General features: G+C 44.8%; 15 protein-coding genes and 1 pseudogene. 9 read left to right on the top strand and 7 right to left on the bottom strand.

Features of this window, described 5'->3' with window-relative positions; genetic code table 11:
- Positions 1-45: 45 nt before the first annotated feature.
- Positions 46-1,425, bottom strand: coding sequence for a cysteine--tRNA ligase (gene cysS, locus CEQ48_RS09780; RefSeq protein WP_089071108.1), 1,380 nt, complete (start codon positions 1,423-1,425; stop codon positions 46-48).
- Between the two features lie 145 nt (positions 1,426-1,570).
- Between cysS and CEQ48_RS09775 the strand changes: the two genes are divergently transcribed.
- From CEQ48_RS09775 to CEQ48_RS09760, 4 genes are all read left to right on the top strand, one after another.
- The gene (locus tag CEQ48_RS09775; RefSeq protein ID WP_089071107.1) at positions 1,571-2,065 is read left to right on the top strand and encodes a peptidylprolyl isomerase; all 495 of its coding nucleotides are present in this window, start codon (positions 1,571-1,573) and stop codon (positions 2,063-2,065) included.
- 40 nt (positions 2,066-2,105) lie between these two features.
- Positions 2,106-2,876, top strand: a complete 771-nt coding sequence (gene lpxH / locus CEQ48_RS09770) for a UDP-2,3-diacylglucosamine diphosphatase (RefSeq protein WP_113591549.1) — start codon at positions 2,106-2,108, stop codon at positions 2,874-2,876.
- Positions 2,877-2,940: 64 nt separating this feature from the next.
- Complete coding sequence (locus CEQ48_RS09765) at positions 2,941-4,155, top strand: EAL and HDOD domain-containing protein (protein ID WP_089071106.1); 1,215 nt, start codon at positions 2,941-2,943, stop codon at positions 4,153-4,155.
- A gap of 61 nt (positions 4,156-4,216) precedes the next feature.
- A complete protein-coding gene (locus tag CEQ48_RS09760) occupies positions 4,217-4,672 on the top strand; it encodes a YchJ family metal-binding protein (RefSeq protein ID WP_089071105.1) in 456 nt (151 codons plus the stop codon).
- Positions 4,673-4,753: 81 nt separating this feature from the next.
- Here CEQ48_RS09760 and CEQ48_RS09755 read toward each other — a convergent pair whose 3' ends face one another.
- Positions 4,754-5,755 (bottom strand): porin, encoded by a 1,002-nt coding sequence (locus CEQ48_RS09755; RefSeq protein ID WP_089071104.1) that lies wholly within the window; start codon positions 5,753-5,755, stop codon positions 4,754-4,756.
- A 509-nt stretch (positions 5,756-6,264) separates the two neighbouring features.
- Here CEQ48_RS09755 and dinG point away from each other — a divergent pair.
- From dinG to rsmS, 4 genes are read left to right on the top strand one after another with little or no spacing between them, the layout of a single operon-like run.
- Entirely contained in the window at positions 6,265-8,340 is a 2,076-nt protein-coding gene (gene dinG, locus CEQ48_RS09750; protein ID WP_089071103.1) for an ATP-dependent DNA helicase DinG, read from the top strand.
- A gap of 40 nt (positions 8,341-8,380) precedes the next feature.
- Positions 8,381-9,157 (top strand): sulfite exporter TauE/SafE family protein, encoded by a 777-nt coding sequence (locus tag CEQ48_RS09745; RefSeq protein WP_001881611.1) that lies wholly within the window; start codon positions 8,381-8,383, stop codon positions 9,155-9,157.
- The gene (locus tag CEQ48_RS09740; RefSeq protein ID WP_308507410.1) at positions 9,157-9,705 is read left to right on the top strand and encodes a primosomal replication protein; all 549 of its coding nucleotides are present in this window, start codon (positions 9,157-9,159) and stop codon (positions 9,703-9,705) included. Before CEQ48_RS09745 ends, CEQ48_RS09740 begins: the two co-directional genes overlap by 1 nt.
- Positions 9,706-9,918, top strand: a complete 213-nt coding sequence (gene rsmS / locus CEQ48_RS09735; RefSeq protein WP_089071101.1) for a pleiotropic regulatory protein RsmS — start codon at positions 9,706-9,708, stop codon at positions 9,916-9,918.
- A gap of 23 nt (positions 9,919-9,941) precedes the next feature.
- On the opposite strand, the pseudogene CEQ48_RS09730 reads toward rsmS, so the two are convergent.
- Positions 9,942-12,063 (bottom strand): annotated as a pseudogene (locus CEQ48_RS09730) (methyl-accepting chemotaxis protein).
- A gap of 197 nt (positions 12,064-12,260) precedes the next feature.
- Between CEQ48_RS09730 and xthA the strand changes: the two are divergent.
- On the top strand, positions 12,261-13,067 hold the full coding sequence (gene xthA, locus CEQ48_RS09725) for an exodeoxyribonuclease III (RefSeq protein ID WP_089071100.1): 807 nt from the start codon (positions 12,261-12,263) through the stop codon (positions 13,065-13,067).
- A 58-nt stretch (positions 13,068-13,125) separates the two neighbouring features.
- Here xthA and CEQ48_RS09720 read toward each other — a convergent pair whose 3' ends face one another.
- The 4 genes from CEQ48_RS09720 to CEQ48_RS09705 all read right to left on the bottom strand — a co-directional run bounded on the left by CEQ48_RS09720 (position 13,126) and on the right by CEQ48_RS09705 (position 16,412).
- Entirely contained in the window at positions 13,126-13,803 is a 678-nt protein-coding gene (locus tag CEQ48_RS09720) for an ABC transporter permease (protein ID WP_089071099.1), read from the bottom strand.
- Between the two features lie 2 nt (positions 13,804-13,805).
- Positions 13,806-14,546 (bottom strand): ABC transporter permease, encoded by a 741-nt coding sequence (locus CEQ48_RS09715; protein ID WP_089071098.1) that lies wholly within the window; start codon positions 14,544-14,546, stop codon positions 13,806-13,808.
- Between the two features lie 147 nt (positions 14,547-14,693).
- Positions 14,694-15,470 carry an L-arginine-binding protein AotJ gene (gene aotJ, locus CEQ48_RS09710; RefSeq protein WP_181714688.1) on the bottom strand — a complete coding sequence of 259 codons (777 nt, stop codon included), beginning with the start codon at positions 15,468-15,470 and terminating at the stop codon, positions 14,694-14,696.
- A gap of 171 nt (positions 15,471-15,641) precedes the next feature.
- A complete protein-coding gene (locus tag CEQ48_RS09705; RefSeq protein ID WP_089071096.1) occupies positions 15,642-16,412 on the bottom strand; it encodes an ABC transporter ATP-binding protein in 771 nt (256 codons plus the stop codon).
- Positions 16,413-16,889 lie beyond the last annotated feature (477 nt).

Below are 16,889 nucleotides of genomic sequence, written 5' to 3'. Positions count from 1 at the left end.
AGAAAAAGAGAGTGGGCTTACGCCCACCCTCTCATTTGTTGCTCGTTACTTACGACGCCAAGTTGTACCATTAGGTCCATCTTCAAGCACAATTCCCATTTCGTTTAACTTATCACGCGCCAAGTCAGCATTAGCCCAATCTTTTGTCGCACGAGAATCATTACGTAGCTTGATTAAAGCTTCAATTTGCGCCGCATCTTCATCTTCCGCACTACCTTGGAAGAAAGCCTCAGGCTCTTGGTAAAGAATACCGATCACATCTGCCAACTCACGCATTAAGCTGCCCAAAGCGCTCGCATTGGTCATATCTTCACTCTTGAGTCGGTTGATCTCACGAGCCATATCAAACAGCACCGAATACGCTTCTGGCGTATTGAAATCATCGTTCATAGCGGCAGTAAAGCGCGTCACGTACTCCTCGCCACCCGCGGCAGGCACATTGCGGTCTAAACCACGTAGTGCGTTATAGAGTCGCTCTAATGAAGCACGCGCTTGATTGAGGTTCTCTTCACTGTAGTTTAATTGGCTTCTGTAGTGACCGGACATCAAGAAATAACGCACTGTTTCTGCATCATAATGGCCCAATACATCGCGGATAGTGAAGAAGTTACCGAGCGATTTCGACATCTTCTCTTTATCCACCATCACCATACCACTGTGCATCCAAGTATTGACGTACTGGGTATCATGGGCGCAGCAAGATTGCGCAATTTCGTTTTCATGATGCGGAAATTGCAAGTCAGAACCACCACCGTGGATGTCGAAATGGTTACCTAGAATTGATGAGTTCATCGCTGAACACTCAATGTGCCAACCCGGACGTCCTGGTCCCCAAGGAGATTCCCATGTTGGCTCACCCGGCTTCGACATTTTCCAGAGCACGAAATCGAGCGGGCTGCGTTTTGCCGCCTCGACATCCACTCGCGCTCCCGCTTGCAACTGATCAAGATCTTGCTTGGAAAGCTTACCGTACTCGCTGTATTGGCTCACTTCAAACATCACGTCGCCATTGTCTGCGACATAGGCGAAACCACGCTCAATCAAACGCTCAACCAGAGCGATGATCTCTTCGATATAGGCAGTCGCGCGCGGTTCAACGTCGGGACGTTTGATATTCAGCGCATCGAAATCCGCATACATTTCTTGAATCAAGCGTTCTGTCAATGATTCACACGTTTCCGCATTCTCTGCAGCACGCTTGATGATCTTGTCGTCGATGTCGGTGATGTTACGCACAAAGGTCAGATCGTAGCCAAGGTAACGAAGATAACGAGCAACCACGTCAAATGAAACAAATGTCCGTCCATGTCCAATATGACAGAGATCATAAATGGTGACTCCACACACATACATGCCCACTTTGCCGGCAACGATTGGTTTAAATTCCTCTTTCTGTCTTGTGAGCGAGTTATAAATCTTCAACATGATCTCTATCTGATTACCATCAAAATTATAAATGGCAGACAGTATAACAACTCAAAGATTACTAGGTCATCCATTTGATGTTTTGAATGCACAAAAAGTTAGGCTAAACTCTGGCTCTCAATGGATAAATGCGAAGGTAAAACTCATGATCACCCTGCATACCAATTTTGGTGACATCAAAATTCAGCTCAACTTTGAAAAAGCGCCAGCAACCAGCGCAAACTTTGAGCAATATTGCCGTGAAGGTTTCTACGATAACACTCTCTTTCACCGTGTGATTGACGGCTTTATGATTCAAGGCGGCGGTATGACTTCAGGACTGCGTGAAAAAGAGACTCGCGATCCTATTCGTAACGAAGCAAATAATGGTCTGAGCAATAAAGTGGGTACCATTGCCATGGCTCGTACCATGGATCCGCACTCCGCTAGCTCACAATTTTTCATTAACGTGAATAACAACACTTTCCTCGATTTTCGTTCTGAAAGTCGTGACGGCTGGGGTTACTGTGTGTTTGGTGAAGTGGTTGAAGGTATGGATGTGGTCAATAAGATCAAGGGCGTGAGCACCGGCTCTTATGGCATGCACCAAGATGTCCCTTTAGATGAAGTGGTGATCACTGGCACCACTATCGAAGCTTAATTTTACTCGGAGCGCTTAGGCGCTCCTTTTGCTGTGAAACATGCATACACTATTTATTTCCGATCTTCATCTCTCCCCCAAGCATCCTGATATCACCGCTTCCTTCATTCAATTTATGCGCGAAGAAGCCATCAAAGCAGATGCACTTTATGTCCTTGGCGACCTATTTGATTTTTGGATTGGGGATGATGACCCAACCACCTTTGCCGAGCAGATTAAATCCGAGTTTCGCCAACTGACCCAACAAGGTGTGCCATGCTATTTCACCAAAGGAAACCGCGATTTTCTGGTTGGGAAACGGTTTGCTCAACAAACAGGAGTACAGCTGTTACCGGATGAAGCCGTGATCGATTTATATGGGCAAAAAGCCGTCGTACTGCATGGAGATACACTCTGCACCCAAGATACGCGCTACCTTGCTTTTCGAGCCAAAGTACATCAACCTTGGTTACAGCGATTATTTGGACTTCTACCTTTTGCACTTAGGCAAAAGATTGTCCGCAAAATACAGGCGGATATACGAGATGACAAACAGCATAAATCCATGATGATTATGGATGTTACACCAAGCGAAGTCATCGCGGTTATACACCGATATAACGTAGATTTAATGATTCACGGCCACACACATCGGCCAGCCATTCACTCCATCCAAACCGATGACCAGACTCTCAAAACACGGATTGTGTTAGGTGATTGGTATAGCCAAAGCTCGATCTTGGTCTATTCTAAACTAACTGGTTACTCACTATTATCGAGGCCACTCATAAATATTAACCAATTAATTAGTAACAACGATATTCTTAGCTGATACTTATCTCGGTATAATCCTGAAATACTGACAAAAGAAACAACAACCCAAAATAGGTAAACCTTTGAAGTACTCGTATGTCGCTAGACAACCCATATTGGATCGTGAAAAAAGCACAATTGGTTACGAACTTCTCTTTCGTGATGGGCCTAAAAACACGTTCCCAGACATCGACCCCGAGGAGGCCACGAGCCGCCTTCTCTCCGATCATTTCTTAACCGCACACTACAGTACTCTTGGTGATCTTCTTGGGTTCGTAAACTTTCCTTATCAAAGTTTACTCAACATGGTGCCTACACTATTTCCGGTTAAAAGTCTGGTTGTCGAAATTCTTGAAGATTGCCCACCCACACCTGAGTTGCTCAGTGCTATCAAGAAAATGGCTCAACTTGGGTACAAAATTGCACTGGATGATTTTATTCCCAGCAATGATTGGAAAGCTTTTTTGCCTTATATCTCCATCATCAAATTTGATATTCGTCTCGTACCAATCCCTAAAGCTAAGCTCTTCATGAATAAATTGCGAACGATGAAAATAGATTTTTTGGCCGAAAAAGTTGAAACCTACGAAGAGTTTGAACAAGCAAAACTGGCGGGATTCCACTATTTTCAAGGTTACTTCTTCAGTAAACCTGAGATTATTCAGCGTAAAGCCCTACAGCCTTCATTTCTAACCATTGTTCACCTACTTAAAGAAGTTGCGAAACCAGAAGTCGATTTTCGAGAAATTGAAGCAATTGTCGCTAAAGATATTTCTCTTTCATACAAGCTGCTCACGTTCGTAAACTCTTCAGCAACAGTGAGTTCAAAAATCCAATCTTTCCGTCAAGCGCTGGTCTATCTAGGGCAACAGAAACTCCGTAAATTCATTTCGCTCGTTGCGATTGCTTCAACACAAGATTCCAAACCAGACTATCTTTATAATCTTGCCATTCTACGCGCCCGCTTTTGCGAAATGCTCAGTGAACGAGTGCCGACAAACATTGCTTCAGGAACAGGATTTCTAACAGGTATGTTCTCAGTTCTAGACAGCTTACTTGATCAATCTCTTGAATCGATTGTGAAAGAAATGCCCATTGAGGAAGAAGTCAAACAAGCGTTAACTCAAGGCAGTGGAACTTTAGGGCAAATATTGGCATTGAATAAAGCTTATGAAATGGCGGATTGGGGACAAGTGGTCGCTCTTGGACAAGCGCTTAATCTCCCAAATGAAGCGCCCACTGAATGCTACATCGAAGCAGTTAAATGGACCGCAGACCTTCTTGGTGTACAAACCTAAACTGGTAATTACTGTAGCGGGTCGATAAACTTCATCTACCTACTCAGAATTTGTTTTTTCTATGTCCTGTTATTGCGGAAATCTTCAACCATACTCGCAATGTTGCGAGCCAATTCATCACAATCCTCGCAATGCTCAAGTTCCTGAACAACTCATGCGGGCGCGTTTTAGTGCCCACATGTTAAAGAATGTCGAGTTTGTGATTGAAACTTATCATCCCTCTTGTCACGCCATTAACGAGCGTGAAGCAATTAGCGAGTCAGTATATAGCCACTGGCTTCGCCTAGAGGTGGTGTCTACCCACATGGGCAAGAGCACTGATGAAGGTTTTGTTCACTTCAAAGCGTTTATTGAACAACAGGGTAAAGAGCTTTGCCTTGAAGAGCGCTCTCGATTTGTAAAGGAAAATAACTGTTGGTTTTATATTGATGGCAAATTTCCAACTGCAGTTAAGCAAGGCCGCAACAATCCTTGTGTTTGTGGTAGTGGCAAGAAATATAAAAAGTGCTGTGGATAACTACTTATGTTTTCCAGCATGAAATAAAGATAAAGGCCAATCGGTAAGATTGGCCTTTAATTTTACAATCAAGTAATTCGATTAGAATCTGTAGAATGCAGCAGCAAACACAAATGTCTCTTCGTCTTCGCCACTCGGTACATCTAGGTCTTGACGGATATCGATACCCATGTCGATCTTGTCACTGTGAGTGTACATTGCTGCAACGTTCATGTAGCTACGATCGATATCAGCTTTGCCATCTTCTTCAGTTGTGTTTGTTGCATAACCAGCAGCAAGAGTTACGCTATCAGTAACTTTGTAACCTGCAGATAAATAGTAACCAATTTTCTCTAGGTTAGTTGTATTGTCTTTAACGCCAACTTTACCTTCATCGATCCAGAAGTTTGCACCGATAGTTAGAGAGTCACCCAGTTTAGCATTACCTGAAACTGATGTTACATTGTAGTCAGAGTCATCACGGGTCTCATAACCAGCATACACTTTGAATGCTGATTGTTCGATACCAACATAACCGTTGTACGCCGTTTCAGCCTTGGTACGATCATCGTTGGTTTCAGAAGTAGAGATACCGTATGCAAAACCAGAAGTAGAGCCTTGGAATTTGATTACGTTGAAGCCGTCAGATGCATCACCAGCAGAAGCACCAAATTCATAAGTTTGGTCACCAGCACCATCAACTTTGTCTAATGCTGTGTCGTTTTCCCAACCGAATGACAGAACACCGTAACCAGTGTCAAAACCTAACCATGCTTTATCTACGTCTGTTGCAGGGCCTGATTGAATTGGTTGCTTAACTTCATCTGTGCTGTAGTTCATTTCAAGGTCAACTTCAAGGTAACCAACTAAGCGGTTATTCTTGTAGTTCACAGCTACAGTTAGCGCAGTTGCCCAATCATCGTACAGAGCATCTGTTTTAGTATCGTAGTAACCACCAAGACCCCAAGCACCAGAAACAGAAAACTGCTCTTTGTGCATAGGATCAAATTCAAATACTGGCTTAGAATTTTGAGATGTAGTTTCTACTGCAAACGCTGATGCAGAGATGCTAGCGATTGCTAGTGCTAATAGAGTTTTTTTCATGTTAATCCACTGCCTTTTCTTAATGTGGGAATTCCTTGTCCGGTTCCCTGTTTTTTGATGATGGTTTTCCAACTCTTTGTTTGGTCACCATCGCCATTAGATTCGTGGTTAAGATTGCAAAAGAATATTCTGTATGTCAAATACCATAAAAAAACCAAAGAAAAAAAACATAAAACATTCAATTTCAAATGCTTACATTGTTTTCAGTCTTTTTTTCGGCTTACTTCTTAACAAATTACCGTAAAATAGCAGCCTTACCAAAGCCAGAAAAAACAGAATAAAACTCTAAAAAGAGACGTAAAAAATGTGAAATTAGGACATTAATAAAAAATAACCCTAGTATTTGAAGCTATATATTTTTTATAAAACAAAATAAATTTAAGTTCCTGAAGGTTCAGTTTTTATTTGTGAACAAGATCTAGATTTCTATTAAAAGCATACGATTTCGTGAAGTAGGTATCACTTAGTGATCTGTGCTACCATCGCGCCATCGCACTTTGGACACCTCTATGCTGACAAAAAACATTCAAGATTCCATTCGCAACAGTTATCAAAACCTACAAAATCAATTGGAAAATTTCATTCCTCGTCGCGCTCAAAATTTCCTAGTTGCCGAGATGGCCAAAACCCTTTGTGGGACTTATCACAAATCGACTCGAATGTTAGTGGCAGAAGCAGGAACAGGCATAGGAAAGTCTCTCTCCTATTTAATGGCGGTTATCCCTGTGGCGGTGGTCAATAAGCGGAAAGTCGTGATCTCCACAGCCACAGTGGCACTTCAAGAGCAACTGCTCAATAAAGACTTACCGCTTTATCGCAGGATCAGTGATCAAAACTTCTCATTTATTCTTGCGAAAGGCCGTCAACGTTATTGTTGTAGCGAACGTTTAGCCGCAGCCTGTGGAATTGATGATGGGCAAATCGCGCTATTTGAAAGTAAACCCAAACCTCATGAGACAGAGCTGCTTGCAGAGCTGCATACTGCCCTGAGCCAAGGGAAATGGGATGGTGACCGCGATGGCTGGCCAAGCCCGATTAGTGATGAATTGTGGTCAGTCATTGTCAGCGATAAACATAGTTGTAATGGCAGCTTTAGTGCTCATCGCCACTGTCCATTTCAGAAGGCACGTTCAGAACTGGATAAGGCCGATGTGATTATTGCTAACCATAGTCTAGTGATGGCCGACGCGGATTTAGGCGGGGGCGTTATCCTGCCCGCCCCCGAAGAAACGATTTATGTTTTTGACGAAGCGCACCATCTCCCTACGGTCGCGCGCGAACATGCATCGGCAGCGGCGACGTTAAAAGGAGCCGCGAGTTGGTTAGAAAAGCTCAATCAATCCTTATCCAAGTTCACCGCTCTAGGTGATGAAAAACGTGCCGAGCGATTCGCTGAAGAGGCGCGCACGGCGATACAGTACTTAATCCCGACTTTGAACCAGTTACCCAAACAGTTTGTGGCTGAACAATTTGTTGAGGGAATTTACCGTTTTGAGCACGGCGAGTTACCACAATGGCTGGCTGATGAGTCACAAACTCTCAGTAAGGCATCACAAAAAGCGATGCAATCTGTGAGTAAAGTTGCTGATTTAATTGCTGAAAAAGTAAAAGAAGGCGAACTTGCAACACGCATCGCTGAACCTGCGTTGGGCGAATTGGGGTTTTACGTACAACGTTTAGAAAACTTGACCCAAGTATGGCAACTGATGGCAAAACCCAACAAAGATAAGGGAGCCCCTTTAGCGCGCTGGCTTGAAGTCAGTCCTGAACGAGAAGGTGACTATTTAGTCAGTGTTTCGCCACTCGAAATCGGCTGGCAACTGGATCAGCAGCTTTGGAGCCGCTGTGTGGGGGCGATATTAGTTTCTGCAACCTTAAGAGCATTAAATTCATTCAGCTTTTTCTGTCGGCAAGCTGGGATCAGTGACAAAGCGGAAGATGGAGTGCAATTTTTAGCTTTAGCCTCGCCATTTGATTACCCTACACAAGGTGAATTGCTGATCCCCAAAATGGAAATTGAGCCACAAGCCGAGGGCTATACCGCCTATTTAGCAAAAAAAGTATTGTGTTACCTGCAAGCTGACAAAGCCAATTTGGTTCTCTTTGCTTCTTATTGGCAAATGCGTGAAGTGGCAGAGTCTTTAAAAGTTGAGTTCACAAAACGTGGTTGGGCACTGCAGGTGCAAGGTGAGAAATCTCGCTCAGAAATTCTAAATAAACATAAAAAGCTGATTGAAAAACAGAAAACCAGTGTTTTATTTGGCACTGGAAGTTTTTCGGAAGGGCTAGATCTGCCTGGTGAACTCCTCGAAAATCTGATCATCACCAAAATCCCCTTTGCCGTTCCAACCTCTCCGGTGGAACAAGCACATGCCGAATATATTCAAGAGCTAGGCGGTAACCCTTTCATGCAAATTACCATTCCTGAAGCCAGCAAAAAGCTCATCCAGTCTGTTGGACGTCTACTGCGCAAAGAGCGGGATTCTGGTAGAGTGGTCATCCTTGATCGGCGGGTAGTATCAAAGCGTTACGGAAAAGCGTTGTTGGATGCCTTACCGCCCTTTAAGCGCACGATTGAATACTGATAATAACGATTAACTCACCACAATTAGGATTGCGCTTTTGATGGAATGGATAGAACCCACCACGATAATGGTGCTGGCTCTTGTTGCTTTTATTGCCGGATTTATCGATGCGGTCGCAGGCGGCGGCGGAATGTTGACCGTACCAGCGCTACTTTCGCTAGGTTTACCGCCTCATTTGGCTTTGGGAACCAATAAATTAGCTGCGACGTTTGCTTCATCAACCGCGGCATGGACTTACTATCGTCAAAAACTCTTTGATCCTGCATGCTGGAAACGCGCTTTTATTGCAACCTTGATTGGCGCCATACTGGGTACCCTGGCCGTTGATGCGATCAGCACGGATTGGCTACGTAAAGTACTCCCGCTGATTATTCTGGCTGCGGCTTTATATACGGTGTTGCATCGCCCCCATCAAACGGAACAAAGTGTCACGCCTGAACCATGCCCTAAATTGCATCGCAAGCAGATCCTGCAAGGCATAGGGCTAGGATTTTATGATGGCTTAGCGGGCCCTGGCACTGGCGCGTTTTGGACGGTCAGCTCAATGGCGCTGTATCGCTTCAATATTCTTCTGGCTTCGGGACTCGCCAAAGCCATGAATTTAACCAGTAATTTCACCTCGCTGGTGACTTTTGCTCTACTCGGTCATATTGATTGGCTGTTGGGTTTGACCATGGGAGTCTGTTTGATGGCGGGAGCGTACGTCGGGGCTCACTCAGCCATTCGCTTTGGAGCTCCGTTTATCCGTCCCCTATTTATTTTAGTGGTCACGATTTTGGCGGGGAAATTGGCTTATGACGCATGGTGGGTGGGATGATGGAGAGCTACAGCAAATTTCATACGATTCTCAACGAGCTCAAGCATTCTGCCGCCCAGCTCGACCGTCAACGTGGTGAACATCATCGCCCATTATTTGATGAGGTGTTATTCCATTGCCACGGAAAGCTGTTAACACCTTGTGTTGAAGAAGCTCATTCAACACTGCAAGCCTTAATCCGTGAAAAAGAGAGTGGACGTTTGACCGCATTGCGCGCGGAATATTTATCTGAACGGCTACTTGCACAAATCGCCGCACTGACTCGTGAGCTTTCAACTCAAAATGTGCGCCGTAACGAACCGAAACCGCACGCTTATTTTAAAAAACCCATTAATGAGCTTTATCAGGAGCTGGCTCAACATCAAGATTGGGAACGACGTTTGATGGATTTGGTGCGTGATAAAGCCCTGTTGCTTGAGCAAGCCTCGGTAACAGAAAAAGTGGCGGCTCAGCAAGCCCTGTTGCAATCCGAGCAGCGACTCAACCGCTGCCGTGAGGCAAAAATAAAAATTGAGAAACGAATTACCACTCAAGAGAGAAAAGCGTAAATGTCGACTCCATCGATTCCACTGAATGAAGCTTCTGATGAGATCAAACTCGCGGTCGATCTTATCTATTTATTAGAGTCTCATGCGATTGAACCCCAGATCGCGCTTGCTGCGCTTGAGATCGTCAAACGCGATTTTGAACAAAAACTGTCAGACGCTGCAGTATCACCCAGCATTCAACCACAAACCATCGCCCCCCTGTCAGACGAGTAACTCTCGTCTGACAACGCTTGGTCTCAGTTCACTTTAAACTGCCCGACTAGAGTTTGTTGTTCAAACGACAGCCGCGCAATTTGCTCTCCCACTTTTTCGGATGCTTCCGTTTCTGAAAGAATTTGTGCACTTAAATCGCGAATATTGACCACGCTTTGAGTCACTTGAGCCGATACCGTCTGCTGATCTTGCGCGGCTTGCACGATTTGATGACTCATCTCGTTGATGGCATGAATCGCCGAAAACACTCGGTTGAGCTGAGTAACTGCATCCGCGACTTGCTCAGCCGTAGCTTGTGCGGTTTCATTGCTGCCTTGAATAGCTTTCACGACATCTTGCGTACCCAATTCAACTTTGTTGATAACGGACCGAATTTCACCGACAGAAGCTTGAGTGCGACTAGCAAGGCTGCGCACTTCATCGGCAACAACAGCAAAGCCGCGGCCTTGCTCTCCAGCTCGAGCCGCTTCAATCGCCGCATTTAATGCAAGCAAATTGGTTTGCTCTGAAATGCCTTCAATCACACTTAAGATTTCAATAATCCCAGTGTTGTTGCGTGCTAACTCTTCCACGACAGGAACGGCAAGATTCATTCTGTCCACCAACTGGTTCATCTGCATCTGTGAATGGCGGATCACTTCATCCCCTGTTTGGGCAGCTCGCTGAGCATCGCTCGCCGCATTCACCGCACGCTGAGCATTCTCGACAACATGTGCTGAGGTTTGAGTCATCTCCTCTGCGGCGGTTGCCACACTGTCGACTTCTTTAAATTGCGCTTCGCTGCTACGGCGCGTTGATTCAACCGTACTTTTGACCTGCTCGGTGGTACTCACGACTTGTCCCGTATTATCCACAACTCGGCGGATGATCGGCTGTAACTTATCCATAAAAAGGTTAAAGCCCTGTGCCAGTTGGCCGATTTCATCGGCAGAATTCACCTGCAAACGCTGAGTTAAATCCCCTTCACCAGAGGAAATATCTTGTAATCGTTCAGCAACCGCTCGAATTGGTCTCACCAAACGCATCGCCATAAGAGCGACCACCAATAGCCCCACGACAACCATAAGCGTACCCACCATCAATTCACTACGAATGCCGCGCTCAAGTTGTTCTGTAAGTAAAATGTCCAGTTGTTCGGCATCTTGCATGACACTTTGACGTGGCATTTCAAAAATGACACCCCAGTTTTGATTCGCGACTTTGATTGGGGCAAAAAACCACCAGCCATTGACCATCTTCACTCCATTGAGTGTTGACTTGACCCGTCTGCAATAATGAACTCAGAGTTGATCGGTTGATATTCTCGCTTTGAAACGTTTCGCCAAGGGTTAACTGAGGGGAATCACTCGCTACTAAGGCATTATTTACACTAACAATCGATACTTTCCCTTGTCCGTCAAACAAGTTGTTATCGGAATTTTGAGTGATGTCAATCAAAGGCGCGAGCGTCAGATCAATGCCATAAAAGCCGATGGCGACACCATCAATCAAAATCGGCACAGACAGCGACGTGGCCAGATAGCGTCCCGTTTCAAACTCCACTATGCGCGGCGATGTAATACAGGGCGAGGCTTGCTCAATCGGGCAGACAAAACGCTCCTTATTCGATTCTTCTGTGAGTTGCGCTTGAGTTAATACGCGGGAAATCACGTTTTGCCCATTCGCCGCCTTGGTCCAGTAGGCGGCAAACTGGCCAATATCGTTTGAGCCAACATAATCTGCATTAACATAATTGGAATCTTCACTGTCGAGCATATTGGGACGAAATACCAGATAAGCGCCTTCTATAGTGTCAAAGCCAAGTACGGATTTTCGCACCATTTCATCGAGTGACGTGCGTAGCACCTCACTTTCACCGAAGTTCTCTTCTGAATTATTTTTCAAAAACAGGGCACTGGCTGCCAACATTTCCGCACGATATATGGCTTCACTGAGGTACTCTGAAATCTCTGTTGCGTTCAATAACGCACCGGTTTGCAACAGTTGCTGCGATTTATCAATCACGGACTCAGCACTTTGTTGCTTGGCAGTTTGTTGGCTCGCACGCGCGTTGTAGATTGAAAAACCGATTAAAGCGAGAGAAGTAAAAACCAGACAAAGCCCCGCAAGTAGTGTGATTTTCCACTGAACTGAAATTTGGCGCATACAACATCCTTATGTTTGCGTTTAAGACATGTACATCGGGTAATAAGGCTAAAAATAAGTCTATTGACTCTTTTAAACAACAAATTTATTACTTTTTGCTTACTTTTTCAGTTCACTATTGAACCAAAAATGCGTCGAGCTTGAGATCCCGAGCTTAGGTGATAACATCAGCCCCAAGTCAACCAAAAGGAATCGCAATGAAAGTTATCAGCTTCAACATAAATGGACTCAGAGCCAGATTGCATCAACTGCAAGCGTTGATCGACAAGCATCAACCTGATGTGATTGGCCTACAAGAGATCAAAGTCCATGATGAGGCGTTTCCTCGTCAAGAAGTCGAGGCCATGGGCTATCAAGTCTATTTTCACGGTCAAAAAGCGCACTACGGTGTGGCCATTTTATGCAAACAAACGCCTGTCGAAGTGATCAAAGGCTTTCCAACCGACAATGAAGAACACCAAAAGCGCATGATCATGGCGACATTCGCTGATCAGAATGGGCAAAAGACCACCATTCTCAATGGCTATTTCCCACAAGGTGACAACGTCGAACACGAAACCAAGTTTCCTTACAAACGTCAGTTTTATCGTGATTTGATGACCTATCTGCGTGAACACCGCAGTAATTCAGAGCGTCTGGTCGTGATGGGTGACATCAATATCAGCCCACTCGATCTGGATATTGGTATCGGCGAAGCCAACCGCAAACGCTGGTTACAAACAGGCAAATGTTCATTTCAACCAGAAGAGCGTGAGTGGTTACAAACGCTTTTAGATTGGGGATTGGTCGATACTTTCCGCCAATTGCATCCTGGCGTCAGTGACCAATTTTCGTGGTTTGATTACCGCTCACGCGGCTTTGAAGACAACCGTGGGCTTCGAATCGATGTGATTTTGGCAACACCAACTCTGGCTGAAACCTGCCAAGAAGCTGGTATCGATTATGAGTTACGTGCGATCGATAAACCTTCCGATCATGCGCCTATCTGGGCAACATTCAAGTAATCAAGTGCTCTGACGGCTTACTTAAAAATCCCCATCGATATTGATGGGGATTTTTTATTTAGCTGCGAGGTTTTAGGTAGGCAAGAAAGCGTTGTTCCGCCTGTTTAAAACACCACAAAATGATGAAAGTCAGCGCCATATAAAACAGCCCTGCACTCAAAAAAGCTTCAAATGGCGCATAGTATCGAGAATTGACTAATCGTGCCGCGCCAGTCAAATCCATGATGGTGACGATCCCTGCCACGGCACTGCCATGCAACATAAAAATCACTTCATTACTGTAAGCAGGTAAGGATCGACGCAGCGCACTAGGTAAAATAATTTTTTGGTAAGTTTGAAAACGGCTCATACCATAAGCTTTGGCAGCTTCTACTTCACCTTTCGGAAGCCCGTTGATCGCCCCACGGATAATTTCCGCCGTATAGGCCGAGGTATTTAAGATAAAGGCCACCAAAGCACAAAACCAAGCATGCTCCCATAAGGTATCTTTGACCGGAAACCACTGATCCATACCGTAATAAATCAGATAAAGCTGCACTAAGAGTGGCGTTCCACGCAGAAAATAGATGTATCCCCATGCCGGAAAGCTGAACCATTTTTGCTTGCTATTTCGGGCAATCGCCAGCGGAATGGCGCACAGCAAGCCGATTACGAGTGAAAGGCTCACGAGCCAGACAGTGGTCCAAAGTCCACTTAGGTAAATAGGCAAACTGTCAATAATCAGAGAAAAATCCATCTTTACCTCGTATGGATACTGAATTTACGTTCTAGCAGCTTGAGCAAACCGGTCGATACACTGGTAAAAAATAGAAAGATGATGGCCACCGCCATGTAAAAGGTAAACGGCATCTTGGTCGAGCCAGCCGCCAGCGAACTGATGCGTACCATATCTTCAAGGCCGATGATCGAGACAAGAGCGGTCGTTTTCAGCAGCACCAGCCAGTTATTGCCAAAGCCAGGAATAGCATGGCGAATCATCTGCGGTAATAAAATTCGCCGAAAGCTCATGGCTGCGCTCATGCCGTAAGCTTTCGCCGCTTCAAGTTCGCCTTTATCCACGGCAAGGATCGCGCCACGAAACGTTTCCGCCATATAAGCCCCAAAAATGAAGCCGATGGTTAACACGCCCGCGACAAAAGGGCTGATATCTACATAGTCTGGCAGATAGGCGACCCATTCATGATTCGGGTCTCGACCTGTCAGCCATTGGTTGATGAACTCATTAAACCAACTGAGACCATTGTTGAGTAAAATCTGCCCACCAAAGAAAATCAGCATCATGAGTACTAAATCCGGAATACCGCGAATGATAGTGGTATAGAGTGTCGCAATGGCTCGAGCCCAGCGGTAGGGAGCCATTTTTGCGAGTGCGCCTAACATACCTAGCAGCATCGCTAGCAAAAGTGACAGCACGGCAACTTCAATAGTCAGCAGCGCGCCTTTCAAAATAGAGGCTTCATAGCCTTGTAAATCCAGCATATGACTCGTTCCCTGAGTTGGATTACGGGTTGTTGGTGACATCAGGAACGAATGCCAACAACCCGAAATACAGTGAGCTTTAATCGCGAATCCATGATTTCAAGCTACCGTCCTGTGGACGGCAACTCGAAGTGATAAGGAGCGCTTTTATTCACCGTAAACGTCATACTTGAAGTATTTAGCTTGTATTTGTTGATAAATCCCTTTTTCACGCAGTGCCGTAATCGCCGCATCGAGTTTTTCGGTTAACTCTTTATCTTGCTTGCGCACAGCTATGCCCATACCTTCGCCAAACCATTTTGGGTCTGTCAGTGAAGGGCCAACAAATTCATAAGCATCACCACCGGGTTTGTTGAGCATGCCCTCTTCTAATGCGGAGGCATCCCCTAATACTGCGGCGATCCGGCCATTGGCAAGGTCTAAATACGCTTCATCAAACGAGCCATAACGTACGATATCGACGGTGTCACCATAATTGTCAGTGATGTATTTATCGTGAGTGGTCGCACGTTGCACACCAATTTTCACGCCCTTCAAACCTTCTTTGGTAAAGGCTAAATCCGCGCCTTTCTTAGCAATAAATTTGTTCGGGATCAGGGCATACTTGCCAGTGAAATCGACTTTCATCTTGCGCTCTTCGGTAATCGACATCGCCGCAATAATAGCATCGTACTTACGCGCTAACAGTGAAGGAATGATGCCATCCCAATCCTGTGGCACAATTTTGCATTCCACTTTCATCTCAGCACACAATGCATTCGCCATATCCACGTCAAAGCCTTTCAAAGAGCCATCGGCTTCTGTCCAGCTAAACGGAGGATAAGCGCCTTCAATACCAAAACGCACCGTTTTCCATTCTTTGGCTTGCGTTACGCCACTGATTGTTGTCGCAATTAATGCTGTCGCAACTAACCACTTTTTCATATCCATACTCCTGTGATTGTTTGTCTTTATGTTTGCTATTGCTTTAATATCAATGTGTTACTAGAAAGTTCATCACTAAAAAATCAGATCTGATTGTTAGCGATTAGCCCCAACAGTAACAACCGATCTTATCTTTTGAAAAAATGAATGACTCTCGATTTTCCCGCTTACTTAATAGATAGACGAAATAAACTGCTTTAACCGTTCAGATTCAGGATTTTTAAACAGTTTTTCTGGTTTACCCTGCTCTTCAACTTTGCCTTGATGCAAGAACATCACATGATTTGAAACATCACGAGCAAACGCCATCTCATGAGTCACGACCAGCATGGTGCGTCCCTCTTCTGCCAAGTCACGCATGACTCCCAACACTTCTCCTACGAGTTCAGGATCGAGTGCAGAAGTCGGTTCATCAAACAGCATAACTTCGGGCTCCACGGCAAGAGCCCGTGCAATCGCCGCACGCTGTTGTTGACCACCAGAAAGGTGTCCGGGGTAATAATCTTTACGTTCGTATAAACCGACTTTGCGCAGTAAACGCTCGGCTTGCTCAATGGCCTGTGCTTTGGGTACACCAAGCACATAAATTGGAGCCTCAATGACGTTTTCGAGCACTGTCATATGCGACCAAAGATTGAAACTCTGAAACACCATGGCTAAACGCGAACGGATGCGCTGCACTTGTTTCTCTTTGGCTGGCTGCACTATGCCTTGACGCGTAGTTTTCATCTGGATAAGTTCGCCTTTGACCCAAATTTCACCTGCAGTGGGAGTTTCTAATAAATTGATACAACGAAGAAAGGTACTTTTGCCAGAACCTGACGAGCCAATGATGGAAATAACATCTCCTTTCTGTGCTTGAAGGGAGATACCTTTTAGCACTTCATTCTGACCAAAAGTTTTGTGTAAATTCTTAATTTCAAGCGCGGGTACATCCGTCATGCGCTAACGCTCCCTGTCTATATCAATGAACTTCACTGTTCATTTTTGAAACAAGCTAACACTCAACCTAAAGCCACGCAACAAATTATTAACCCATCAAATATGACTGAATAGCGATTTAATTTGCACACTAATGCAAATATAAGTGAATTAATCTTATTCTCTTCCTACTGAAAGCTACACCAGTATTGGTTAGGTTAGCTTACTCCAATCACATACTCTATGTATGTTCATGGGGATGTGTTCACTTGCTGTTTTTCTGCGCCCCTAACTAGCTCACCCATTACAAAGCTAATAAATAGTCATTTTTGCAAGGCAATTTTATTAATGAATTTTTAACAAAGTCACATTTGGTACACATACTGACTTTTCCTGTTACCAAAGACTGCACTTTTCTAAGCCTTTTTCAATGTTTTAAAACGTAATAAAACTCGCAAGATGAAAAAATATTTCAAACCAAATACGCCCTATGTGTCT

The organism is Vibrio tarriae (assembly GCF_002216685.1).
GTDB lineage: Bacteria > Pseudomonadota > Gammaproteobacteria > Enterobacterales > Vibrionaceae > Vibrio > Vibrio tarriae.
Note: the sequence above shows the minus strand (reverse complement) of the source record. Positions and strands in the feature narration are given on the sequence as shown.

Bases quoted from the DNA above. Each gene is read 5' to 3' on its own strand.
- dinG (WP_089071103.1), top strand. From the start codon at position 6,265: ATGCTGACAAAAAACATTCAAGATTCCATTCGCAACAGTTATCAAAAC.
- CEQ48_RS09705 (WP_089071096.1), bottom strand. From the start codon at position 16,412: ATGACGGATGTACCCGCGCTTGAAATTAAGAATTTACACAAAACTTTT.
- CEQ48_RS09715 (WP_089071098.1), bottom strand. From the start codon at position 14,546: ATGCTGGATTTACAAGGCTATGAAGCCTCTATTTTGAAAGGCGCGCTG.
- aotJ (WP_181714688.1), bottom strand. From the start codon at position 15,470: ATGAAAAAGTGGTTAGTTGCGACAGCATTAATTGCGACAACAATCAGT.
- lpxH (WP_113591549.1), top strand. From the start codon at position 2,106: ATGCATACACTATTTATTTCCGATCTTCATCTCTCCCCCAAGCATCCT.
- rsmS (WP_089071101.1), top strand. From the start codon at position 9,706: ATGTCGACTCCATCGATTCCACTGAATGAAGCTTCTGATGAGATCAAA.
- CEQ48_RS09740 (WP_308507410.1), top strand. From the start codon at position 9,157: ATGGAGAGCTACAGCAAATTTCATACGATTCTCAACGAGCTCAAGCAT.
- cysS (WP_089071108.1), bottom strand. From the start codon at position 1,425: ATGTTGAAGATTTATAACTCGCTCACAAGACAGAAAGAGGAATTTAAA.
- CEQ48_RS09745 (WP_001881611.1), top strand. From the start codon at position 8,381: ATGGAATGGATAGAACCCACCACGATAATGGTGCTGGCTCTTGTTGCT.
- CEQ48_RS09775 (WP_089071107.1), top strand. From the start codon at position 1,571: ATGATCACCCTGCATACCAATTTTGGTGACATCAAAATTCAGCTCAAC.
- xthA (WP_089071100.1), top strand. From the start codon at position 12,261: ATGAAAGTTATCAGCTTCAACATAAATGGACTCAGAGCCAGATTGCAT.
- CEQ48_RS09760 (WP_089071105.1), top strand. From the start codon at position 4,217: ATGTCCTGTTATTGCGGAAATCTTCAACCATACTCGCAATGTTGCGAG.
- CEQ48_RS09720 (WP_089071099.1), bottom strand. From the start codon at position 13,803: ATGGATTTTTCTCTGATTATTGACAGTTTGCCTATTTACCTAAGTGGA.
- CEQ48_RS09755 (WP_089071104.1), bottom strand. From the start codon at position 5,755: ATGAAAAAAACTCTATTAGCACTAGCAATCGCTAGCATCTCTGCATCA.